The 24,600-nt window shown below is 48.6% G+C and carries 20 protein-coding genes; 9 read left to right on the top strand and 11 right to left on the bottom strand.

The features are described 5' to 3' along the window. Window positions 1–166: 166 nt before the first annotated feature. Together ABEW34_RS04830 and ABEW34_RS04825 are read right to left on the bottom strand one after the other, a co-directional pair. The gene (locus ABEW34_RS04830; RefSeq protein ID WP_430155357.1) at window positions 167–937 is read right to left on the bottom strand and encodes a sporulation protein; all 771 of its coding nucleotides are present in this window, start codon (window positions 935–937) and stop codon (window positions 167–169) included. A gap of 83 nt (window positions 938–1,020) precedes the next feature. Beyond that, a complete protein-coding gene (locus ABEW34_RS04825) occupies window positions 1,021–2,604 on the bottom strand; it encodes an ATP-binding protein (protein WP_430155355.1) in 1,584 nt (527 codons plus the stop codon). Window positions 2,605–3,170: 566 nt separating this feature from the next. Here ABEW34_RS04825 and mscL point away from each other — a divergent pair. Then, window positions 3,171–3,677 (top strand): large conductance mechanosensitive channel protein MscL, encoded by a 507-nt coding sequence (gene mscL / locus ABEW34_RS04820; protein WP_430155353.1) that lies wholly within the window; start codon window positions 3,171–3,173, stop codon window positions 3,675–3,677. Window positions 3,678–3,714: 37 nt separating this feature from the next. Continuing rightward, a complete protein-coding gene (locus ABEW34_RS04815) occupies window positions 3,715–4,347 on the top strand; it encodes an NUDIX hydrolase (RefSeq protein WP_430155350.1) in 633 nt (210 codons plus the stop codon). A gap of 825 nt (window positions 4,348–5,172) precedes the next feature. On the opposite strand, the gene ABEW34_RS04810 is transcribed toward ABEW34_RS04815, so the two are convergent. Further along, complete coding sequence (locus ABEW34_RS04810; RefSeq protein ID WP_430155348.1) at window positions 5,173–5,334, bottom strand: hypothetical protein; 162 nt, start codon at window positions 5,332–5,334, stop codon at window positions 5,173–5,175. Window positions 5,335–5,706: 372 nt separating this feature from the next. On the opposite strand from ABEW34_RS04810, the gene ABEW34_RS04805 reads away from it, so the two are divergent. From ABEW34_RS04805 to ABEW34_RS04790, 4 genes are all read left to right on the top strand, one after another. Then, entirely contained in the window at window positions 5,707–6,252 is a 546-nt protein-coding gene (locus tag ABEW34_RS04805) for a superoxide dismutase family protein (protein WP_430155345.1), read from the top strand. Window positions 6,253–6,537: 285 nt separating this feature from the next. Further along, complete coding sequence (locus ABEW34_RS04800; protein ID WP_056031828.1) at window positions 6,538–6,846, top strand: hypothetical protein; 309 nt, start codon at window positions 6,538–6,540, stop codon at window positions 6,844–6,846. A gap of 62 nt (window positions 6,847–6,908) precedes the next feature. Further along, window positions 6,909–7,547, top strand: coding sequence for a TraX family protein (locus ABEW34_RS04795; protein ID WP_430155342.1), 639 nt, complete (start codon window positions 6,909–6,911; stop codon window positions 7,545–7,547). A 127-nt stretch (window positions 7,548–7,674) separates the two neighbouring features. After that, window positions 7,675–7,893 (top strand): hypothetical protein, encoded by a 219-nt coding sequence (locus ABEW34_RS04790; RefSeq protein ID WP_046229519.1) that lies wholly within the window; start codon window positions 7,675–7,677, stop codon window positions 7,891–7,893. Window positions 7,894–8,051: 158 nt separating this feature from the next. On the opposite strand, the gene ABEW34_RS04785 is transcribed toward ABEW34_RS04790, so the two are convergent. The 4 genes from ABEW34_RS04785 to mgrA form a co-directional block, all read right to left on the bottom strand. Continuing rightward, on the bottom strand, window positions 8,052–9,377 hold the full coding sequence (locus ABEW34_RS04785; protein WP_430155339.1) for a putative bifunctional diguanylate cyclase/phosphodiesterase: 1,326 nt from the start codon (window positions 9,375–9,377) through the stop codon (window positions 8,052–8,054). A 154-nt stretch (window positions 9,378–9,531) separates the two neighbouring features. Then, the gene (locus ABEW34_RS04780; protein WP_430155336.1) at window positions 9,532–10,254 is read right to left on the bottom strand and encodes a response regulator transcription factor; all 723 of its coding nucleotides are present in this window, start codon (window positions 10,252–10,254) and stop codon (window positions 9,532–9,534) included. A 127-nt stretch (window positions 10,255–10,381) separates the two neighbouring features. Continuing rightward, window positions 10,382–14,215: a response regulator gene (locus tag ABEW34_RS04775; protein ID WP_430156167.1), complete on the bottom strand. Its 3,834-nt coding sequence runs from the start codon at window positions 14,213–14,215 to the stop codon at window positions 10,382–10,384. 168 nt (window positions 14,216–14,383) lie between these two features. Continuing rightward, the gene (gene mgrA / locus ABEW34_RS04770) at window positions 14,384–15,376 is read right to left on the bottom strand and encodes an L-glyceraldehyde 3-phosphate reductase (RefSeq protein ID WP_430155334.1); all 993 of its coding nucleotides are present in this window, start codon (window positions 15,374–15,376) and stop codon (window positions 14,384–14,386) included. Between the two features lie 293 nt (window positions 15,377–15,669). Here mgrA and ABEW34_RS04765 point away from each other — a divergent pair, with 293 nt between their 5' ends. Beyond that, complete coding sequence (locus ABEW34_RS04765) at window positions 15,670–16,794, top strand: foldase protein PrsA (RefSeq protein ID WP_430155331.1); 1,125 nt, start codon at window positions 15,670–15,672, stop codon at window positions 16,792–16,794. Window positions 16,795–16,940: 146 nt separating this feature from the next. Here the strand turns inward: ABEW34_RS04765 and ABEW34_RS04760 are convergent, their stop codons facing one another. After that, entirely contained in the window at window positions 16,941–17,834 is an 894-nt protein-coding gene (locus ABEW34_RS04760) for a PhzF family phenazine biosynthesis protein (RefSeq protein ID WP_430155329.1), read from the bottom strand. A 113-nt stretch (window positions 17,835–17,947) separates the two neighbouring features. Here ABEW34_RS04760 and ABEW34_RS04755 point away from each other — a divergent pair, with 113 nt between their 5' ends. Then, window positions 17,948–19,345, top strand: coding sequence for a PLP-dependent aminotransferase family protein (locus ABEW34_RS04755; RefSeq protein ID WP_430155328.1), 1,398 nt, complete (start codon window positions 17,948–17,950; stop codon window positions 19,343–19,345). A gap of 20 nt (window positions 19,346–19,365) precedes the next feature. Here the strand turns inward: ABEW34_RS04755 and ABEW34_RS04750 are convergent, their stop codons facing one another. From ABEW34_RS04750 to ABEW34_RS04740, 3 genes are all read right to left on the bottom strand, one after another. After that, window positions 19,366–20,772, bottom strand: a complete 1,407-nt coding sequence (locus ABEW34_RS04750) for a SulP family inorganic anion transporter (RefSeq protein WP_430155325.1) — start codon at window positions 20,770–20,772, stop codon at window positions 19,366–19,368. 102 nt (window positions 20,773–20,874) lie between these two features. Then, window positions 20,875–21,555, bottom strand: coding sequence for a deoxyribose-phosphate aldolase (gene deoC, locus ABEW34_RS04745; protein WP_430155322.1), 681 nt, complete (start codon window positions 21,553–21,555; stop codon window positions 20,875–20,877). A gap of 41 nt (window positions 21,556–21,596) precedes the next feature. Next, complete coding sequence (locus tag ABEW34_RS04740; RefSeq protein WP_056031859.1) at window positions 21,597–22,553, bottom strand: sugar-binding transcriptional regulator; 957 nt, start codon at window positions 22,551–22,553, stop codon at window positions 21,597–21,599. 209 nt (window positions 22,554–22,762) lie between these two features. On the opposite strand from ABEW34_RS04740, the gene ABEW34_RS04735 reads away from it, so the two are divergent. Beyond that, the gene (locus tag ABEW34_RS04735) at window positions 22,763–24,568 is read left to right on the top strand and encodes a 5'-nucleotidase C-terminal domain-containing protein (protein ID WP_430156165.1); all 1,806 of its coding nucleotides are present in this window, start codon (window positions 22,763–22,765) and stop codon (window positions 24,566–24,568) included. The last annotated feature ends 32 nt before the right edge of the window (window positions 24,569–24,600 follow it).

Genomic DNA, 24,600 nt, shown 5'->3' with positions numbered 1-24,600 from the left:
ATAGCAACAAATCAAACCGCCTTGCCTGTCTATCTATAAAAAAAAGCCTGCCCGCCGCATCATTATCTCGCGGCGGACAGGCTGCTGCCATTTGCTATGGCGCCTCTGGGCTTGGCACCTTTACTTCGGCACATTTGTTTCGGCCTTCCAGTTCGGCGCTTGTCGGTTAAGCGTGCCGGGCGATTATTTTTTCGAGCTGGCTCGCAATCGCTTGCGTCCCAGCTTGCAGATGCTCCTGCGTAAAAGCGACGCGGACGAACGTTTCATCCGTATTCATCGCTTCAGCGAAGAAGCCGCCCAGGCCACGCGCTTTGCGGTCGATTTGCAGCAGCAGCTCTATTTGCTGAGCCTGCGGATAAAGAATAACCTCAAGCTCATCAAGCTTGCCGCGAAACTGTCCTGCGGTTGGGACAAATTCCAGCTCCTGCACGAAAGGCAGCGAGCGTCCCAGACGCGAAGCGTACTCGCAATCTGCTTCACGCAGACGGAAGCCTAGCTGCTGGACCGCTTCCAGTACGTTGCCCATTGCTGCATTCGGCACGACCTCTATGCGATCGTTATCGCCGGGATCGATGGCGCCGCGAATGTCCAGCTCGGTTTTCACCCATATTGGCGTTTTCCCCAGTGTGAGCGGAGTTTGAAATGGCAGCTGAAAGGAAAATGCCACTTCACGGTTTTCTCCGGCTTTCAGCTCAAACGGCTGGCTGACCGGATATTTTCCAATAACGCAGTGATGTCTGTGCTTCTGGTCATTGCTCTCGCGGATGTATTCGGTCATTACGGACAGCTCGATCTTCTCAATGCGCTGCTCCACGCTTCCACCGCGAATTTGTACGACGCCTCGTACTTCTTCACCTGGCGAATAGCGGGATTTTTCAAGCAATGTATCAATTTTTGCTGAGCCAATGCCAATGCTTGCTAATAATCGATTAAACATAAGGACACCTCACCGAATCATTTTTTTGTAGCTATTCGGTTGTACGTCGAGCCGTCTCCTTGCGTTGCAAAAAATGTGCGGTTTCATATGACTGTATTTTCTTCCGGGTCTTTGCGATAGGGAAGCTGAATAATAAAGGTCGTGCCTTGCCCCATAATACTGTCCGCCTTGATGCTGCCTAGATGGTTGTCGACGATTTTGTAGGTGACCATCAGGCCAAGCCCCGTCCCTCTGTCCTTCGTCGTATAAAATGGCTGGCCAATCTTGGACAGCTGCTCCTTCGCAATGCCAGGGCCCTCATCTTGAATGCGGATAATGATTCGCGCCTTCTGCGCAAGCTCAAGCGTAATGCGAATGAGGCCGCCGCCTGCCATCGCCTCGATTGCATTTTTGATGACATTGATAAACACCTGCTTGATTTGATTTTCTACACCGAAGACGTAAAGCGGCTCCGCAGCCATATTCACCCGAATTTCAATATTGTGCATAATGGCCTGCGTCTCCAGCAGCGTCACCGATTCCGCCATAATCTGGCGCACATCCCGGTAACACAGCTGATAAACCTGCGGCTTGGACAGCATCAGCAGCTCACTTACGATGGATTCAATCCGTACCAGCTCGGATTTCATAATGTCATAATAATTATGATTGCTGCGCCCAGAGGCAATGAGCTGAAGAAAACCTTTCAGCGAGGTGAGCGGATTGCGAATTTCATGGGCAATTCCCGCAGCCAGCTGGCCTGCAATATACAGCTTCTCAGAATTGATCAGCATCTCCTCGTTTTTTTTTCGCTCCGAAATATCGCGGATGATGACTTGATAAGCAAGGCTGCCCGTATGGCTTGTGCTTGTTCGAACCAATTCCGTATGCAGCAGCTTGCCACGCACCGTTCTCCAGTCCAGCTCGACCGGCTTTTGGCGCAGCAAATCCTCATTTTCCTCCTCGCCAAGCAACTGGCGAATTTCCTCATGATGCTTCTCATGAAGAAATTCGTAGATCGACTCGCCAATTATTTCATGCTCGCTATCTGCCTCAAACATCCGCAGTCCGGAAGGATTGAAATATTGCCACTTCCCCGCTTTAATAATCGCAATTGTATCCAGGGAGTTTTCAACCAGCAGCTTGTAATTCGAATCGACCATACTGTATTTGCGGCTGATCATCCAGGTGGATAAGCAGAAGCTCAATATGAGCATCGTTGCAATGCCGAGCAGAAACGACATGAGCATCATCGAGTCGTTCATGCTATCGGTCGTATAGATGTTCAAATACTCCACCTTCATCGCCTGCATGCCAATCGTGTGCATAATGATCATCGACAGCCCGAGAATGAGGCTGCTGATCAGCTTGCCATCCTTGCCCCTGCTTTCATACAAATTAAAGGCGACCAGCGCTCCGAAAAAAGCAACCATGATCGACACCATGAACAAATAGCGATCCAGCTCATAGCTTTTCACCTGACTCCCCAGCAGGCTCAAATAATGCAGCATCGCTGAGCCAACAGCAAGCAGCAGACTGCTTAACGCCCTTCTAACCGGCCCGGGCCAGACAGATTCGTATACCGATATCGAAGCATAGGTAAGAGCCATGCAGCACAATAAAGCATAAAGCATAGTCCAGTCCAAAACTAATGGATAAGTCGAACCGAATATAGCTAGCACGTGCATGGCCCAAACCCCCAGCCCAAATACGAAAGAGCTGCCAAACTTGCGGCTAAACGCTATTATTTTTTTGCCTGACGGCGGGTAGCCAATCATGCTGAACAGCGTAAAACAGGCAAAGCAAACAATCATAAATGAAAACAGTGTAAAAAAGGGATTCCCTATAACGAATTGGTGATTCATAAAACTCCTCAAATATCCATTAATTTACTCACAATACTGAAATTCGACAATATCCAATAAAATCCTCTCTTTTTACATATCTTTTTTCACAAAAAAAGCAGAAAATGATGCAAAATGACGAATAAGAGTCGCTCCCAGACTGGGAAGTCATGACCTTTTTCAAAAAAGCACGTCTCGCCTACGGCAATACCTGTATTCGGAATGGTTAGGAAAATTGTTATTTTATGTAATTTTAGTATTATCTTTTTATGCCGCTGCTTTAGGAATGGTGTTTCTGGCTTGTTTTATATACAATAAAGAGCAATCAGAGCTTTTGCATGGCTGCGTTTTGCTGCGCTCGCTAATGCGATTTTTCCGGGCAAGCTTATTTTATAAAGGAGAGATTTAGGATGAAAATTGTACAGGAATTTAAGGAATTTGCGATTAAAGGCAACGTCATCGACCTGGCGGTCGGTGTCATTATTGGTGGAGCTTTCGGCAAAATTGTAACCTCGCTTGTGAACGACATTATTATGCCGCCGATTGGACGGGTTTTGGGCGGTGCCAATTTCAAGGACTTATTCATTAACCTTAATCCTACCCTTACCGATGATTTAGCTGCAAAGGGGACAATAATCCGCTCCCTCGACGATGCAGCTAAAAATGGCATTGCCGTTATCGCCTATGGTCAGTTTATTAATGTGATGCTGGATTTCTTTATCGTAGCCGTCTGTATTTTCTTCCTCGTTAAAGGCATTAATATGCTGCGCCGCAGCAAAACCGAGGAGGCTCCTGCCGAAGCTGCTCCTACGGAAAAGGACTGCCCTTATTGCTTGTCCAGCATTCCGCTGAAAGCTACTCGCTGCAAGCACTGCACGTCCCAGCTTGAAGCTGTCGATACGGGACGCTCTCACTAAGGAGCTGCGAGGAAATTAGTACAAAGGAGTTCGTGCAATGGCAGAAGAATATTTTGATATTTATGACGAGCAGATGAATCCAATCGGTACAGCCACACGCTCGGAGACGCATGCCAAGGGATATTGGCACCGCTCCTTTCATTGCTGGCTCACACGCAGGGAAGAAGACCGCCGCTATGTCCGGTTTCAGCTGCGGCAGTCCAGCAAGGATACTTGTCCAGGCTGCTATGACATTACCGTCGCCGGGCATCTATCGGCAGGCGAGACGATGCGCGACGCCGCACGCGAGCTGCAGGAGGAGATTGGCGTAACCGCCAGCTTCGACGACCTGATCCCGCTTGGGCAGCTGCGTGAGGATACCGTAGGAACGGCTGGCGGCGCCAGTTTCATCGACCGTGAGGTCAGCGATGTGTTCGGCTTCGTCTGCTCCTTGCCGCTGATGGAATTACAGCTGCAAGCCGAAGAGGTGGCCGGCGTGTACGAGGCCGACCTGGAGGAGCTGCTCCAGCTGTTCGAGCATGAGCGGTCGGAGCTGGTGGTATCAGGGGTAGCTGTAAGCCAGGACGGCGGGCAGCTGCCTTCCGTAAGGAGCGTGCGGGTGGAGCAGTTCGTTCCGCGCAAAGCGGAATATTACGCAAGCGTAATGCGCGCCTTGCGCGATTGCACGTAGCCGCTGAAGCAGCTACGCCCGTGGAGCGCTGCTGCCGCACAGAGCGGCTTTGAATCTGGCTCTGGACTTGACTTTGCCTGTGGCCTTTTGCGTCAGCGCGTTGGCCCCAGGCATTTTCCCAATTGCGATACCACTGATCGATTAGCCCGTGAATTTGATAAAATGTCGTATGGCGCGGCGCCAAGTCAAAGTCATTGATTTCCGGCTCGTTCATCAGCTGGGCTGAAATCATATGCATACAGCCATGAATGCCGCTGGATTCGATATAGCTGCCCAGCTCATCCAGCGTAGCAAAGGAGCGCGGATTATTTCGAATGCGATTTTCCGCAGCCGGATTATAGCAAGGAGCGCGGCGTATAGCTTCCGGAATTTCCGGCCATGCCGCAATTAGCCTGGTGTCATAGCCTTGACTGTTATACCAGCTGTACACACGGTTAATGTAGTCACGGTGAAAACGCATAAATTGATCACCGAACCCGCGAGGTGGGATGGTGCCGGGTATTACATGATGCGTATGATGCCAGACGGCATGCTCCTGAAGCAGCGGTGCGGGGAAATTCGGAATTAGCGGCATCGTTCGTCCCCTCCATAGATAGTCGTTGTCCATACTTGTTTTGTCGGCCTGACCTTGCTGTCCTATCGTATGCCGATTCGCGAAGCGCGGTGACAGATTATAAGGCAATGGATACACGTTTGAGCCATAGAGCATAGCAAAAACCGCCAAGCCCCCTCCGGTGCTTGGCGGTTTTTACCTATTTTTAGCATCTGCCTGTGGCTAGTAGCGGTTGCGGTTTTCTCTTCTGATACAAATGTCAAACGAGATTGTTACCGCGTGGTCTCTACCAAACGAACAGCAGATTCTAACGCAATCGGAACGATCTGTGCAGAAGAAGTGAACGACTCGGCAATCGCAGCCGATAATGTTCTGAACCGCCCGCGCATCATGGCAGCGGATTGCTCTAACCAGCTTCTCAGCAACCTCTTCATTTTCCAGTCTTTTGAAAATTTTGCTTAGTTCTTTTCCTGCATCCTGAATTCCTTCAACTGCTGGATCTCTTCGATGACAACCATTGCTTCTGTTATCATTTGCCGACTCTTGGCGTTGACAGGAACAAGAAGAAGTGCGAGCCCGTTTCGATTGGCGCGATGCTGATTTAATGTTTTTCACTTGGAGTTTCGATTTAACTGACATATTAAATGCCACCTCTCTCATGGTTTCTGCTATATCATATTCAAATAGAGTAGAGAGGTATGGACATGTATTCCCTGATAAACACACAACTGCTATTCCTTATTTTCCGTATAGGCCGGCGATAAGCGGGACATATTAAATGCATCACTGGAAATGGAGGAAAACTTGTGTTTATTCAAAAAACGATCTGCATCACGACGCTCTGCCTGGCGCTAGGGGGCGCATCCCTTCCTGTATCCCATGCCGCTGGAAATACGGCACCCTCTGAGGAAATCAAGCTCGACCTCATTAATAGCAAAGGAGCCGTCATCGGCAAAGCAAGCCTGCAGGAGCAAGCTGACGGAGTACATATCCGTCTTGCGGTGGAGCAGCTCGCACCGGGCATGCACGGCATTCATTTTCACGAAACGGGGAAATGCGAGGCTCCCGAATTTACGACCGCTGGGGCGCATTTCAATCCGCTAAGCAAGCAGCACGGGTTCAGCAACCCCAAAGGCTTCCATTCTGGCGATTTGCCGAATATTCAAGTTGACGCGTCTGGAAAAGTAGAAGCCGAAATCATTTCGAAAAATGTGACACTCGCCAAGGGCGTACCTAACTCGCTTATAAAATCAGGCGGCGCTGCTCTGGTTATTCACGAGAAAGCGGATGATTACGTTACTGATCCATCCGGTAATTCCGGCGCTCGCATCGCATGTGGTGTAATTAAATAGCGATAAAAGGATGCTCTAACCATATGAAAAAAGCGCGGGCTTTGGGTTTTCGGAGCACCGCGCCTTTTTATTTCCGCTAAACTGAATACACTCCAATTTAGTTAAAGTTATATTAGCTTTTCATCGTATTAAACGCGACCTAGGCCACGGAATTTTTTTCAGGACTTATATTCCATTGTGGAAGGCATCATTATTTTCAGCATTATCCCCGCGCCTTTTGCATATAGCTTAATTTAGGATGAGACTCCCTGCTGGCATGCTGCGGGGCAAAGGAGCGATGTTCATATGTCAGAGCAATCAAAGGCAGCGGAGCAAGCAGCAGCTGTGCTGTACCAGGCAGAGCCTGCACATACAGCTATGGTGCAACAGGTGCAAGAGCAGATTCATCGTCTGTGCCACGGACATATGCATAGGCCTGTGCGCGTGCATACGATGGATGGCCATGTATACGAGGGCTATATTGCACATGTGGACCGCTGCCTGCTGTATTTGCATTGTACCGTGCAGGACCCGCGCGCCTTCATTCCTCCACAAAATGCCATTCTTCCACTCGTTCTCTACGAGCTGCTTGTCATTACCCTGCTTTACACCTAAAACGCTGTTCTTCTCCCGTTCATACCCCCATGCTATAATAATCACAGCTTAGGGGGATGAATATGCAAATTATCGCAATGGTTACGATGCTGCTTGATCATATTGGATTGATTTGGTTTCCCGAAGATGATACATGGCGAATTATTGGCAGGCTTGCTATGCCGCTTTATGCTTATGCGCTTGTCATTGGATATTTCCGTACCAAAAACATAAACCAATACTTATGGCGTATGACCGCCATTGCGGCTTTGTCGCAAATCCCATATTCACTGGCCTTCGGCACTTGGGAAATTAACACGGTAGGTACTCTGCTCGTCTGTCTCGTCTCCCTCAAGCTGCTGGACCAATTGAGGTCGAGTCCTGCCCTTCAAGTGTCACTGGCTGCCTTCCTGCTGCTGCTTCTTGAAGTCATTCCATGCAGCTACGGCGCTTATTTGCTAGTGCTCGTCCTCATCTACCGCTATGTCCCAAAACACGGTATGGCTCCGGCCCACCTGCTGCTCAACATCTTTTATTTATTCTATATGGGCTGGAGCATTCAGATGTTCAGCGTTGTCGCAACCTTGCTGCTTGCCTACTCGCCAAGCATGCTGCAAGCAGCCGATGCAATTAAAATTCCTCGCAGCCTTTGGCGCAGTTTTTACCCGTTGCATCTTGCCATTATTGCAGCACTACAATATGTAATCCTAGCTGGAAAGTAGTGTTTTCCAGCTGACACAATGTGTTAGAAATATATAAGCAAATTAAACAATATTCTTACGGCTGTTTCATAAGCGGCTAAAACGTTTAGGATAGAATAGGAAAAAACGATCGGAGGTGGACAAGGTCATGATGAAAATCATTACCTTCAAAAGTCGTTCTGTACCTGTTTATTATACTAACGAACAAGCCGCGTCAGTTGAGCAGCTTCATCATAAACTGCGTGAAATGGAACTCAATTTCGACTTTCGAAAAAAATGGAAACGGATCTCTAAAGTTGAAGTCGTACGTGAGGTTGCTATTTTTCAATACAGCGATGGTACTAAACTTTATCTGGAAGTTAGCTAAACACCCTCTAGCCCCCACTGGACTAAAAGGAACATCATCCCCAACCTAAACAAGCGTAAACGATTTTTTCGCTTTTTATCGATGAAAACGGTACGCGATGGAACCGAAGCATATACGGATTACATCACTCATATATTCCAATCGTTTAGAAAAGCCTCCTACCGCTGCGATAGTGGATTCGGAGGCTTTGTTGCGCCGCCTGTTCGTTCAGGCTTGCGAATCATGGATAAATCCAGCATATCTGGCTGTGCGGGCTGGCCCAGCAAATATCCCTGCATGTAATCACAGCCCCAGCCTCGCAGCAGCTCATACTGCTTCACATATTCCACTCCTTCAGCTATAACGCTAATGCCCAGCTTATGCAACAGCCCAATCATCGCCTCCACGATATGATGCTCGGCGCCCTCCTTATCGATCTCTCGAACAAAGGAGCGATCCAGCTTCAAGGCATGGATCGGCAGCAACTGCAAATTGGCCAGCGACGAGTGCATGGAACCGAAATCATCCAGCGCAATCAGCACACCGCTTGCATGCAATCTAGTCAAGGCTTTAATGGATCGCTCGCAATTTGCATAATTATAGCCCTCTTTAATTTCCAGCTGTAAGCCATGTGGCGGTATTCCGGTTTCCTCCAGCGTATTTAGCACCATGTCAGCATAGGCGCAGTCTGCCAGCTCTGTCGGCGAAATATTGACGGACATGATCAGTGCAGCTTGATCCGGCAGGCTGGCCAGCATGCGGCAAGCTTGCTTGATCACCCAGGCGCCAATTGGCAATATCATGCCGTTTTTTTCTGCAAATGGGATAAATTCAGCTGGTCGAATGTTGCCAAGCTCCGGATGATGCCAGCGCAGCAGCACCTCGAAGCCTCGCAGCTTGCCCGTTTCCACATGATAGATGGGCTGGTAGTTCAAGTGGAACTGCCCTTTGTACAGTGCCGTTCGAATGGCAGCCTCCATCTCAAAATGCCGATTAATTTGCTCTGTTTCCGCCCGCGAATAATAGGAAATCTGGCCTTCTTCCTTTAAAACGCCGCTATACAGCGCTGTTTCCGCATGGCAAATGAGCTGCTCGCTTGACGTACCATCCTGCGGGAACAGGCTCACGCCAATGCTGGCAGTTAAATGATAGCAATCGGAGCCAAAGCCTACGGGCTGCTGCACCGTTCGTTTGAAACGCTCTAGGAGGCTGTATCCATCCGCTTGACTAGCATCCAGCACCACAGCAACCAGAAAAGTTCTGTCGCTCATTTGCCAAATTGCAGCCCGGTCCGCTCCAGCCGCCACCAGCCGCTCTTCAATCTGCTGCATCACCTCGCTGCCATAGTCCATTCCGCGAGCTCCGATGATGCGGTAAAAATGGTCAAGCTGCACCAGCACCGCAGCAAGCTTATGGTTTGCATTTTGCACTCGCAGCAGCATATGGCCTAGCTCACGGCAGGCATTCAGCTTTGCAGGCCATAATGCGATGACTTGTTCCTTCATATTTCCCATCCTTCGATCCAATAGTAAGTTAAATCTATGTTCTCATACAATAATTAGGAAATTTCAGCAATTACCTTTAGATAGTTGTTAGAATGTCTTTTTCCATACAAAAAACCGTCTGAATAAGCCAGACGGTCCCTAAAAATGCATGCTATTATTTCTCCTGGCTGACTGAGGTATTCTGGGCTGTGTACTTGTAGCCGAAGCCCCAAACGGTTCGAATCAAACGAGGCTCCTTTGGATTTTGCTCGATTTTTTTCCGCAGATTCACAATGTGTACATCAATAGCACGGTCGGTGACAAAGGAATCAAAGCCGCGAATGGCATTGATTAGCTCTTCCCTGCTGAATACCTTGCCAGGATACGCCAAAAATAGCTTCATAATTTCATATTCCGAAAATGTTGTTTCTACCAGCATGCCTCTGACAAGCAGCAATCTCCGTTCAAAATCAAGCTGGATCGGATCCCGCTCCTCTTCGCCTGACTCTTGCTCGACCTCTGCTCCGACCGGCTTAATGTTAGCTCTGCGAATCAATGCCTCAACTCTCGCCGTCATCTCGTGCATGCTAAATGGCTTGCACATATAATCGTCTGCACCAGACTTCAACGCCAGCACTCGCTCTGACACTTCATTTTTCATGGATAAAATCATAATAGGCACATTCGAACGCTCGCGAATCAATGCACATATCTCCATCCCATCCATATCCGGGAGCATAAGATCCAGCAAAACCAAATCAGGTTCGAATTCTGAAATAATACGCAAGCCGTCATTTGCCAATCCCGCTTGTTTGACAGAATAGCCTTCCTCTGACAAATACATAGACAGCATATCACTCATCATGACGTCATCTTCTATAACTATAACTTTATACATTGGCGTCACCCCTTATTGGGATTGAAGATTTCTGTCGAATTTAGTCTGTCTCCTTACTATACAATATAGCTGTGACAGACTACAATAATTTGTTAGAGAATTGTTAGGGGTTTTTGTCGAACTTTTGTCACTTGTCTTTTTGCAAACATTTGAGCAAATGTATTAATTCTTCTTCCAATTTTGTAAGCTTCTGATTCCATTCCTCTTCGTCTATCTCCTCCTGATTGAACAGCAGTTCCAGCTCTGTCGCCGCATTCGCCAATTGATAAGCGGATAAATGACTCGCTGCTCCCCTAAGGGTATGCACGAGACGCTTGGCGGTAACGAGATCCCTCTCTGTCATTGAAGCGATTAATCTGTCGATAAATGAAGGATAATCGGCCTGAAATTGTTCTAACATGTGCATCAATATCGGAAGCTTGCCATTCACTCTGGCGAGCGCCTCCGGCAAATCTACGCCCGGAATGACCGGCAGCGAGGAATACGCAGCCTGTTCATATTGCGGCTGCACATGGGGCTCATCCTCCCATAACGTTGGTACAGGCAGTATACCCGTCTGATTCAACCAGTGCGAGAGTACGGAATAGAGGAAGCCAGCGCTGATTGGCTTCGTTATGATATCATCCATGCCAAGCTGCCTGTACTGCTCATGATCGGCACGCAGCACATTGGCGGTAACCGCAATAATCGGAAGCCCGTCATATTTGGGATCGGCCCGAATAAACCGCGTCGCTTCCATGCCATCCATTTCCGGCATATGAATATCCATAAGTACGAGATGCCATTTCTCCTGCTCCAGCATTTCTAGCACCTCATGCCCATTTTCAGCCAGACCAACCTCGTAGCCCCGTTCCTTTAACATTTCCAAAGCGACGATTTGATTAATTTTATTATCTTCGGCAAGCAAAATTTTGGCATTGCGCTCTTCCCGCTGTTCAACTGCCACTTCGCTCATTGCCCGATTCCAAGGCGGAATAAAGGTACGTTCCGTCAAAACTCCTCTCAACCCGTTAAGCATAGCTAAACGGGTTATCGGCTTAGTAAGCAAGGCAAGCGGACGATCCTTTTCTGGCATTTGCAGCATTTCGTCCCGCCCGAATGAAGTAGTCAGCACAGCTGTCTTCACGCCAGCCGCCTCGGCCTCCTGATGGAATTCGAGCCAAGTTTCCGCTCCGTACATATCAGGCATTTCCATATCGAGCAAAATCAGCTTCGGCATCGCTCCGGCACCGATTCGGCGCAGCCGCTCCCGTGCCGTCTTCCATGAAGCGAAGGGAACCGGGGCCATTTCGAACGATTCCAGCCTTTCGCACCAATGGTGGCGCATCATTTGGCTATCCTCGACGATCCACACCGGCTGTCCAATCATCTCCTCGCCTAGCTCCATGCTGTAGGGCGGCTCTTCTTCAAGCATAGGGAACGTAATGACGAAGCTGAATTTACTGCCGCGGCCAACCTTGCTTTCCGCGACGAGATTGCCGCCCATCAACGTGACGAGCTTTTGGGAAATAACAAGACCAAGCCCTGTGCCCCCATATTTCCTCGTCGTAGATCCATCCGCTTGGCTGAAGGGCTGGAACAGCCTACCCAACTGCTCCTCGCTCATGCCGATGCCTGTATCTTCAACGACAAAACGCAGCTGTACTTCCGCTTCACGAAGCTCTACTACTTCTAGTCGAAGGCTGACATGGCCTTTCTTCGTAAATTTAATCGCATTAATGCATAGATTCAACAGCACCTGCTCCAGCCGCAGCAAATCTCCAAGCAGCGTGCTGGGCAGATTATAAGCCGTATGGATCAAAAATTCGAACTGCTCCTTGCCGCCCATAAAGACGCTGAGCTGATCCGCTACCCGGCCAAGCAGCTCCTCCGGATGGAAAGCTAGCAGTTCAACCTCGATTTTCTCCGCCTCTACTTTGGAGAAATCGAGAATATCATTAATGATGCGCAGCAGTGACTCGGATGACGTGCTGATTTTGTCCACATAGTCTTTCTGCGAATAGGATAATCCCGTGCGCTTGAGCAGCTGGGTCAGCCCGATGATGCCGTTGAGCGGCGTCCGAATTTCATGGCTCATGAGAGCAAGGAATCTGCCTTTGGCCGCATTCGCCTCCGCCGCATCCTGCGACGCCTGAAGCAGCTCCTCTTGAATGATTTTTTGCTCCGATATGTCCCGCGCAATACAGGAGAAATAATCCTCTCCTGTTCTGCGATTATGATGGGATACGAGCACGAGCGATACATGCTTCAATTGCTTTTTCTTCGTCAAAATTTCGACATTGCCCTCCCAATACCCGTACTGCTTAGCCAGCTCTGAGCCATTCATGAGATAAAAGAACATTTCACTGCTCAGATGCCCGCTCAGCGAAGAAAGATCCATTTCCTCCTCATGGATTCCAAGCATCTCCTTGCCCGCTTGATTAATGTAGATCATTTCGCCCTGGGAATCGACCGAAGCGATTAAATCCTTCGCAGAACCAACGATATCAAGCAGCCGATTGCGCGATTTCTCCACTTGCAGCTTATCGGTTATATCCAAAACCATGCCGACAGCTCCGGTAAATTTGCCATTTGCATCCCGCAGGCCATTCGTGCTGAGCAGGACGGGAATGCGTTTGCCATTTTTCGAAATAAAGGTCCATTCCCGCTCGAAGGAAAACTGGTCATTGCGAAGCTCCTTGAGCACGTCCAGCCCCGGTATCACCTCACGGCCCAATTTCTCCCCAAGCTCTTCTGCCGCTATGCGGATTTCCTCCATGTCCATGAACAGCAGCGGCGTCGCATGCCCCGATACTTCTTCTGTCTTATAGCCGATCATTTCCTCGGCCTTCTTATTGAGATAGGAAATACGGTAATGCTCGTCGAGGACGACAAAGGAATATTGATTTTGATTAATAACCGCCTCCAGCCGCTCAAACATTCCTCTTAAACGCACGACCATGCCGTTCACAGATCGCGACAGCTTGCCTACCTCGTCTCCTGGCATTTCTGACAGATGCTCAGCATTAAACTGGCCAGCGGCAGCCTGCTCGGTGACGATCAATATATTTTTCAACCGGTTTACCATATTGGCAAAAAAGAGATAGCACAGCAGCACAATGACAAGCTCTGAGCCAACAAGCGTCAGCAGAATGCTCAGCAGAACGGGCAGCGTCCCGATCTCCAAATCCGACATCGGCATTTCAAGCATAAAATGCCAGGCAGCTACACCATCCACCTTGGAGTGAAATACGGCATATTCATTCATATTTGAGGAAATGATCTCCATGCCATCCTTTTTGGACAGCAGCTTTTCATTTACCTGAATTTCCTGTAAATTCCCGTTCATCATGGCAGTCTGCGGCAATACCCCATCATCCGAACAGAACAATACAACGCCTTCCTCGTTATACAGCCAGAAGGTGGCTGCATCCGGCTTGTCCATTTGCAAATAAGGAATAATCATATCCATATCAATGGCCGCATACACGATTCCTGTAATTTGATTTTCCTCATTGTAAACCGGAACGGCTATGACAAATTGTTCTTCAGGCGAAAAGCTGGTTTTGAAAGGATCGCTAATCAGCACCTTCCCCTTAATTGACGTCTGGAAGAAGGGCTGCTGGCTTAAATCAAACGGTGTGCCATCCGTACGTATGGCCATGCCGTCCTTGCCCACAAAGCCAAGGGAGCGAAAAGCAAAGCCAGCCCGCACTAGCTCGCGGTTGAAATAGCTGAGCTTCTCTTCGTCTTTTCCATAACGTACGACATCGGTTCGGCTAATGACCAATACTTCCGCCCGCCTGATTGCAAGCCATGCAGCCAGGTTATTCGCACTGCTGTTTAATTGGCTTAATGTTTTCTCTGTTGCGGAATCAATCATTCCCTGTCTTAAACCCATATAGTTTATAATGCCGGCAAACAGCAGTGGAATGAAGGTAATTAATACAATAACCAGAAGTCCCTTGACCCTTAGAGACATGTTGCTCAAGCGGCTCACTTCCTATCCGACAAAGTTTGTCAGTTGTCCCGTTTATTATACAGCCTTTGCTAAAGCGGGAGAAGCAAAAACGCCAAGGCGGAGGGGCCTTGGCGTTCAAAAAAGACAATTGTTATTTTAGATGATTCATCATCACTGAATTCGCTAGTCTTAATCCTTTAAAATCGATTCAATACGTGCCAGCTCATCGCTAGAGAAGTCAAGAGAGCTGAGTGCCGCAACGTTATCATCGATTTGCTCCACGCGGCTTGCGCCGATCAGCGCCGATGTTACACGGCCGCCGCGCAATACCCATGCGAGCGCCATCTGTGCAAGCGTCTGCCCGCGCTCGGAAGCATGAGCGTTAAGCAGCTTGATTTTCTCAAGCTTCCCTTCCGTAATTTGATCGGATTGCAGAAATACGCTTGGCCCTGCCGCGCGGGAATCCTGCGGGATGCCGTTCAAATAACGGTTCGTCAAGAGGCCGCCAGCGAGCGGCGAGAACACGATGGAGCCGATGCCTTCCGTATCAAGAACATCCTGCAGGCCATCTTCAATCCAGCGATTGAACATCGAATAAGAAGGCTGGTGAATGAGGCAAGGCGTGCCAAGCCGCTGCAAAATAAGGGAAGCTTCAGCCGTCTGCTCCGCACTGTAGTTGGACAAGCCCACATAGAGCGCTTTGCCTTGTCGAACGATATGGTCTAGCGCAGCCATCGTTTCTTCAAGCGGCGTGTTCGGATCTGGACGATGATGATAAAAAATATCTACGTATTCCAGACCCATACGCTTAAGACTCTGATCGAGGCTCGCCACCAAATATTTGCGCGAGCCCCACTCGCCATAAGGGCCTTTCCACATATAATATCCGGCTTTTGTGGAAATAATAAGCTCATCGCGGTAAGCAGCCAAATCCTGCTTGAGCAGTTGGCCGAATGTCTCTTCAGCGGAGCCAGCAGGTGGTCCGTAATTGTTAGCAAGGTCAAAATGGGTAATGCCCAAATCGAAAGCGCGGCGAACCATTGCCCGTCCATTTTCCAGACGATCCATACCGCCAAAGTTGTGCCAGAGGCCTAGTGATACTGCTGGAAGTAGCAGTCCGCTGCGGCCAGTACGATTGTATTTCATCCCGTCATAGCGGGAATTTGCAGGCAAATACGTCATCGATTAACATCCTCTCTACTATTAAAATTAAAAGTTGGAAACCTTCATTTTATATTTCAGACCCCATATAAAGCGCTTGCCTCCTTCATTGTACACCGCTAAGACGCATGGCGCAAAAAAGCTGCTCCTGCTGAAATCCCTTTATTTTTATTTAAGATTAAGGTTTTTTAACCTAAGTTTTGTTATAGTAGGTTAGACAAGCGTAAACGGTTACGGTGACTTGGCCTTGATCACCGCAACGTTTCGCGAAACCATTATAAAAAGCGTGTAAGATAATGAAGGGAGTTTGAAGAATGGATAACCAAGAATCGCAGCGTAAAGAAGAAGAGTTAAAAAATGCTGCGGAGCAAGAAACCAACACACACGAGGACAATCAACATACGACTGAATCAACACCAGCTTCATCCTATGCAGCAGGAGCAACTTCGGGTGGATCCACTCCCCCGCCAGCTCGTAAAAGCGGCAGCACAGCATGGATTGCGCTTTCGGCAGTTTTAGCTATTTTGCTAGTCATCGTCGCTATAAAACCGGTATTCGGCGGTGGCAACAACGCAGCCGTTGCAACGGTTAACAAAGTCGACATTACGAAAGAGGACCTTTACGAAGAAATGCTGAAATCAGGCGGCAAAACGACGCTCGACAATCTGATTACGCAGCAGTTGATTACGCAAGAAGCTAAAGCTTCCAATGTTACGGTTACAGAAGCTGATATCGATGAAGAAATTAATACGCTGAAAGCAAGCTTCGGCACGGACGAGCAATTCAACGCCGCACTGGCACAATACGGTGTAACGCTGGAAAGCCTGCGTAAAGATGCCGAGACGCAAGTGAAAATCCGCAAGCTGCTTGAGCCATCCATTACCATTACCGATGAACAAATTAAAGAAACTTATGAGCAAAACAAAGCTTCCTATGGCACAGGCGAAGAAATTAAAGCTTCGCATATTCTGGTAGCTACGCAAGAGGAAGCAGACGCTATTTTGAAAGAATTGAAAGATGGCGCTGACTTCGCAACGTTGGCGAAAGAGAAATCAACCGATACAGGCACGAAAGACAATGGCGGCGATCTTGGCTTCTTCGGCAAAGGCGTCATGGACCCTGCTTTCGAGGAAGCAGCCTTCGCACTGGAAGTTGATCAAATCAGCGACGTCGTCAAATCGAGCTTCGGTTTCCATATTATTAAGAAAACCGGCTTTAAAGCGGCAACTTCCCCTACTTTTGAAGAGAAGAAGGAAGAAATTCGCAAGCAGCTTTTGAATCAGCAAATTCAAGAGAAATCCGCTACTTGGATTCAAGAAATTCGCGACAAAGCAACAATTACCAACACGCTTGAAGAGAAAGCAGCAGAAGAAACGGATACAAATGCAAGCGCTAATCCGGATGCAGCTGCTTCTCCAGAAGCAAGCGCAGCACAATAAGCCCAGCCGAATAACAATAACAAAAAATCGCTGTCCGCCAGGCATAATAGCCTTTGGCGGCAGCGATTTTTTTTGACAGCAGCTGGCATTGTGCCGACTGCTCCGGATTGGCTTGCGTTTCTCATCTTTCGTAAGCAACAGGGATTCTAAAAATGGACTTCACTTGAGTGAACAATTAACCAGTCTCCCTTTGCAACCATTTGCACCTTCCCGGCAATTTGGATATCATATGTTCCATTTTTTAATTTGGCGGCAATATTCACATTTGAGGGACGTCCCATCTCGTAGCCCTGATTGACACGAACATCGATCTTTTCTTTATCGAAGAACCGATATTTCAGAAGGTAGCCCGCCAAATTGCCATTTGCGCTACCTGTCGCAGGATCCTCATAAAAGCCTGTGTTGTTCATGAATACCCGCACACGAAGGCAGTTTGGGTCCTTGCTGTCCTCCTCAGAAAAAACAAGCAGGTTACAGTTATAATAAGTTTCCAGAAAGCGTTTGAACTGTACATGGTCGATGCTGCATCGTTGTACCACGTCGAGCGCTTTCAGTGGGACAATGATGCAGGGCAGTCCTGTGGAAACCAGCTGGATTGGAAAATCAGTCCGTATGTCCTCCACTTGGATATTGAGCACGCTTGCGACAAATTCGAGCTGGTCTATCTTCATGCCGAAGGAAGGCTCGTTTTGGCTCATGGTGAGAGTCTCACCGTTGAACACAACTGGAATCTGTCCAACAGGCAGGTTCAAGACGACTTTGGAGGCCTTTCCGTTTTCAATAATCCGGTTGATGATATACGCTGTGCCCAAGGTAGGGTGACCCGCGAAGGGCAACTCCTCATCTGGGGTGAAGATTCGAACATCATACCCGCCATTTTCCTGTTTATTGGACATGATGAAGCTCGTTTCCGAAAAATGAATTTCTTTGGCAATCTGCAGCATCTCCTTCGTTGTGAGATTACTGTCTGGCACTAGAACAGCAAGCTGATTTCCCTGATATTTTTCTTCAGCAAAGACATCTACGATATAAAAATCCATATCAATTCCTCCCTTTTGCTCTATTATAGGCGAAGAGTAATAGAACAGATGAAAGCCAATAGACCAGATTAAGAAGGAATATGCTAAAATCAAAAGGGTTGGGAGGGAAAAAAATGAATGGAGATTACTTATTTAAACAAGTATACGATTATGTATTACATCGAATCGAGCTCAATGAATGGAAGGAGAATGAAAAGCTCCCTTCAATTAGAAATTTAGCTGCTAAGATGAAGGTTCATCGCTTAACCGCATTAAAGGCTTACCAGCTACTTAAACAGGAAAATAAAGTCTATGTCAAAGATAAATCTGGCTATTATGTCCAATCCCGTGAAATTAATAAATTTGAAAGCCTGGAAAATCCGATCGTTTCTGCATATGTACAAAAAAATCATTTATCGGAAATCCATCAGGCACCTGTTTCCTATCAATTTTCGCAGGCAATAATTGACCCTAATCTTTTGCCAAATCGCTTCATATCGGACTATGTAAAAAAAGTTTTTGATCTCTACCCAAAGGTTCTCTCCACATACTCGACCGTACAAGGCGATTATGAACTGCGTCAATCACTTTCTGACTATTTTAACCAACAATATAAAACAATCACACATCCAGATCAGCTATTAATTACGACCGGTTCCCAGCAAGCCATTCATCTGATTGCCCAGGCATTTGTAAAATCAAAAGACACTATCCTTTTGGAGCGGCCGTGCTATAGTTCTGCCATTGATATTTTTCGAGCACAAGGAGCCAATATTGTAACCGTCGATATTCATCCTTACGGATTTGATATAGAGCAGATTGAACTCATCATGAAAAAACACAAGCCTCGTCTGTTTTATCTGAATCCAACCTTCCATAATCCAACCGGATACACGGTCCCATCGGCTCAAAGAAAACAATTAGTCCAGTTAGCCGAGGACTACCGTTGTCTGTTAATAGAAGACGATGTTTACAACGATATTTTTTTTGATCAAGAACCTCCGCCGCCCATGTATACCTATGATACCTCCGGCATGGTGATTTATATTAAAAGCTTTTCCAAATATGTATCACCGGGGTTGCGAATAGCTGTCATGATGAACTGTCAGTCTTACATGGTGAAATCACTGCTGTCAGTAAAATCATTGGCCGATAATGGATCACCGCTTTTAAATCAAAAGATTTTCCTGCATTACCTTTCATCTCCAAGGCTACAGCAACATGTTGAGAAACTGCGAATTGCGCTGCAAATACGAAAGGAAATCATGGAGAAAGAACTGTCCGTAACCGATTGGCAATGGACCAGCCCAAATGGCGGCTTGAATTTATGGGTGCAGCTCCCAGGCAGCCTGTTAACAGAAGACTTATTGTTCAAGAGTCTGGAACAATCAATTTCCTTTGTTCCCGGCCAAATATGTGACCCCTTAAATGAGCCATCCTCATGGCTTAGGTTAAGCTTTTCCTATGCTAATGAAGAACAAATCTCGGAAGGACTTAGAAAGTTTATTAATTTAGTACGCTCTACTCACTAAGGGATAGCGTCAGGAATAGCCTAGCTTTGCAAAGCAGCCCCTTTGCTGACAGTCACTTCTTTGCCGCTAGCCTTCAGCCGCTCTACCACTTTATTGAGTGCCAGCTGCGCCGTATGATCCCAAATGCGCGACTGGCTAAGGTCGATATGAATTTCGGCAGCTTTGCAGTCCAGCTCGATTAGTTCTTCAAGTCCAGAGGACGAAGCAAAAAACAACTGTCCATACACCCGATAAGTCCGCTTGCTGCCTTCCCATTCGCTATGAATGTGCAGCTTGCGCGACACCGACACAACGAACCATACAAAGCTGATCAGCACGCCAACCAGCACGCCAGCAGCCAAATCATGCGTGAATAATACGGCAGCTACTGTCGCTACCATCACGACCGTTTCGGCAAGCGGCACGCTGCGCGGCTTGAACACGGAGCGCCAATCAAAAATAGCGATACAGACCATGATCATAATGCCCACCAGCGCCGCCATCGGCACCTGAGCCAGCACATCGCCGAACAATACGGCGAGCAGCAAGAGGAATACGGCAGAAACGAGCGTAGACAGCCGATGCTTCCCGCCCATTTTCACATTAAGCACCGATTCCGCTACGAGCGCACAGCCCGCCATGCCGCCGAAAAATCCCGCGACGACATTCGCAACACCTTGTCCGCGCATTTCCTTATTTTTGTCCGTACGCTCCCCGGTCATTTCATCGAGCAAATTATGCGTCAGCATCGTCTCCGTATATCCAACGACCGCCAGCGACAAGGAGTAAGGGAATATGATCGCTAAGGTCTCCCAATTAAGCGGAATATTCGGCAGTAGAAACGCGGGCAACGAAGCGTCAATTGCTCCAACCCTCGTGACCCCGTCCAGACCGAATACCCATACGGCGAACGTAAGCACAACGACTGCTACAAGCGGCGAAGGAATCGCCTTGAAATAACGCGGAAGAAAATAAATAATCGCCAGCGTCGCAGCCACTAACGCATACATCATCCACGACTCTCCCTGAAAATACCGCAGCTGCGAAATAAGGATGAGTATCGCCAGCGCATTAATAAAACCAGTCAATACGCCCTGTGGAACATATCTCATCAGCTTGCCCAGCTTAAAAACGCCCATTAAATATTGCAAAATCCCCGTCAAAATCGTTGCTGCAAATAAATACTCAATGCCATGCTCCTTGACGAGCGTCAGCATCAGCACTGCCATGGAGCCCGCTGCTGCGGAAATCATGCCGGGACGTCCGCCAAGAAACGTCGTAACGAGCAAAATACAGATTGAAGCATAAATCCCGACGACTGGCGGCACCCCCGCCATAAAAGAAAATGCAAGCGAATCCGGCACCAGTGCGAGCGTAGCGGTCATGCCCGCCAGCACATTCACCCGCACATCCGTCATCCACTGCCGTTTCCAAGATAAACCGCTCATATAACTTTCACCTCCATTTTCAAATAAAAATAAGCCGGCTCACCAAGCCGGCTGCTACTTCTGTTCATCATAACCTGTACCTGTTATACGGTCAATACACCTTTAATACCCTTCACCCTTGCCGCCATTCGCGATGGCGACGCTTGCACTTGCACCGATGCGAGTGGCACCAGCAGCTAGCATTTTGAGTGCAGTTTCCAAATCACGAACGCCTCCGGAAGCTTTGACACCCATGTCCGGACCAACTGTACGGCGCATTAGCGCGATATCTTCCTCCGTGGCGCCGCCCTTGCCAAAGCCCGTTGACGTTTTGACGAAATCTGCGCCAGACTCCTGGCAAATTTCGCAAGCCCGCACCTTTTCCGCATCCGTCAGCAAGCCGGTTTCCAAAATAACCTTAACGATCGCCTTGCCCTTGCAAGCAGCCACAACCGCTTCAACATCGCGCTTCACGCCTGCTTCGTCCCCTGATTTCAGCAGCCCGATGTTCAGCACCATATCCACCTCAGTGGCGCCGCAGGCAATCGCATCTTCCGCTTCCGCTGCCTTCGCCTTTGAAGTCGTTGCGCCAAGCGGGAACCCCGCTACCGTCGTAATGCCTACGCCAGAGCCTGCCAGCTGAGCAGCCGCAAGCGCAACCCAGCCTGCATTCACGCAAACGGTGGCAAAATGATACGTTTTCGCCTCGGCACAAAGCTGAATGATTTCCTCTTTTGTTGCGTCAGCCTTTAGCATTGTGTGATCAATAACTCCAGCTACATTCGCTGCATTCGTACTGCCCATTAACAAATCCCTCCACCTATCATCTCTCTAGCCTATCCCGTTCACGCTTCCGGCTTGTAATCCAGCAGATGCTTCGCCGTAATATGATCGGTAATCAACGTATTCGCATATTGTCCAGCAAGCGCGCCATACACCGCTTCGACCTTGCTTGGGCCGCCAGCCACTAGTACTGACCATTCCTTGCGTTTCAGCTCGCCCAAATCAATGCCAATCGTGCGCAGGTCCAGCTCTTCGCTAACCAACTGCCCGTTGATATCTATGAATCTTGAGCAAATATCCCCTACGCCGCGCGAGAAAATAATGCCCAAATCCTCATCGGAAAAATAATTCGCCCGCATCAGCACCGAATCCTCGGTTGGCGCTCCTACGGTTACAACAGCGATATTCGCTTTTTTGCCCATATCAAGAATTTTGCGTATATGACGATCCGCTTCAATCGCATGCTTCACAACTGCATGGTCAACAATAGCTGGAAGCGGAATCAAATAAGGCGACGTTTGATAAGCTTTAGCGAACAGCTGCGCAATCTCGTGGGCATACGTATCGGTCTCGGAATGGCTGACACCTCCGTTGAGCTGCACCACCTTGACCTTCTTCGCATGCTTGTTCGGCAGACGGGTCGCTACTTCATACAGCGTCGTGCCCCAGGTAACGGCTATCGTATCGCCATCCTGCACCGTTTCATTGAGAAACGCAGCAGCAGCTTCACCAATTACCCGCTTGGCCATCGCATCCTCATACTTAGGTACCGTGGCTACAATTGCACGTTTCAAGCCGAAGCGCTCCTGCAATTGCCGCTCGCGATCCGCATTGTCTGCTGCCGGGTCCATAATCTTGATCTGTACGATACCGTCAACCTTCGCCTGCTGCAAAAAACGCGAAACCGTTGGACGTGACACGCCGAGCTTCTTGGCTATTTCCTGCTGATTGTAATCAAGCTCATAGTACATGCGCGCTGCTTCAATCATTTTCATCTTTTTGTCGCTGAGTTCCTCCATCGGGCATCTCCTTTGGTGAGTCGCTCTTCCACATTTATCTATCTTGAGAATATGTTCAAAGAATTGTAAGCAATATTTCAGTTTCATTATATAAGGAAAAAAGCAAAACAACAACTACAGCTTTTGGACAGGATTTTCAACGCAGCATGTGGAATACGTATAAGGCGCGACCATAAACGACATTCTGATGGGAGGTATCACCTGCTATGTTGAACAAGTTTAAGTGGTTCACATCTATTCTTCTGACCGCGGCCCTGCTTATAAGCGCTGCAAGCGTCTCGGCGGCTGCATCCACCCCAGAGAAGGCCGGCAAGCATATTACGCTGCTGCATACGAATGATATGCATGCCAGAGCAGCCCGATCCGAAAGCAATGGTGAACTCGGCTTTGCATGGCTGGCCGGAATCATCGACAGCTACAGGGCCAGCAATCCGAATACGCTCCTGCTTGATGGCGGCGATGCCATTCACGGCACTACCTTCGCAACCCTTGCAGAAGGCGAAAGCGTCGTGCGCGTCATGAACGCAATGGGCTACGATGCGGCCGTCCCCGGAAATCATGAATTTAATTATGGCTACAACCGCCTCGTCGAGTTGGAACCCCAAATGGAATATCCGCTTCTGAGCGCCAACATTAGAGTAAAGAATGACGATTCGCCGTTGTTTCATCCTTATGTTATTAAAGAGGTGGACGGCGTAAAAATCGGTATCTTTGGCCTGACCACACCGGAAACCGCCTACAAGACGCATCCAAAAAATGTCGATGGGCTTGTGTTCACCAACCCAGCCGAGGAAGCCAAAGCTATTGTTGCCGAGCTCAAGGATCAGGTAGACGTCATTGTGGCACTCGGCCATATCGGACAGGATGAATCCAGCACCGATACAAGTATTGGCATTGCCAAGGAAGTCGCCGGCATTGATGTTTTTATTGATGGGCACAGCCATACGGTGCTGCAAAAAGGGCTTGAAGCAGGCCATGGCACACTTATTGCAAGCGCTGGCGAATATACCAAATACCTTGGCGTTGTCGATTTATGGATCGATCAAGGCAAAGTAATCAGCAAAGAAGCAAAGCTGATTGATTATAAAGCTGCTGCGGCAATTGCCCCTGATCAGAAAGTGGCTGAGCTAGTCGATTCCATCGTCGCGGAGCAGCAGGAAATTCTCTCAAACGAGATTGGCGAAACGGCTGTGAAGCTTGATGGCGAGCGCGAGCAGGTTCGCGCGGGAGAAACGAATTTAGGCAATCTGATTGCCGACAGCCTGCGTTCTATTACGAAGGCCGACATCGCCCTAACGAATGGCGGCGGTATTCGTGCTTCAATTGATAAAGGAATCATTACGCAGGGCGAGATCATTACGGTGCTGCCTTTCGGCAATCAAATCGTGACGCTTAACGTCACAGGCGCCGATATTAAAGCCGCTTTGGAAAATGGCGTTTCGGATTATCCGAATCCGAAGGGCGCTTTTCCGCAAGTATCCGGCATCGCCTTCAAGATCGATACCGCCAAGGCAAAAGGCTCGCGTGTCCATTCCGTAACGGTAGGCGGCGCAGCGCTCGATGCGAAAAAACAATATTCGCTCGCGACGAATGATTTTATAGCAGCCGGCGGCGATGAATATACGATGTTCGCCAGCTATCCGCAGGCCGGCATGTTTGGCGCACTGGACGAAGCGCTCACGAGCTATTTGCGGGAGCTTGGGACAGCGGCAAATCCAGCTGTTGAGGGACGTATTACGGAGGGAGCAACACCTAGCTCCGCTTCACCTTCCCCGTCTACCGGAACGAAGCCTAAGCCGGAAGTTATACAGCCTGTCCCGTCGTCTCCGGCAGGCACCACTCAGGCGGAGCCAGCGAAGGCTGCCTACTATGCCAACTACACGGTGAAAAAAGGCGATACGCTCTGGTCGATTGCGAAACGCTATAATACGACGTGGCAAGCGATTCGCGACGTAAACCAAATTAAAAATCCCGATCGCATTTACATCGGACAGCAGCTTAAAATTCCGGTATAGCAGCATAACAGCCCCTCCGCCATTTTTAAATG

This window comes from Paenibacillus algorifonticola (assembly GCF_050481745.1).
GTDB lineage: Bacteria > Bacillota > Bacilli > Paenibacillales > Paenibacillaceae > Pristimantibacillus > Pristimantibacillus algorifonticola_A.
Note: the sequence above shows the minus strand (reverse complement) of the source record. Positions and strands in the feature narration are given on the sequence as shown.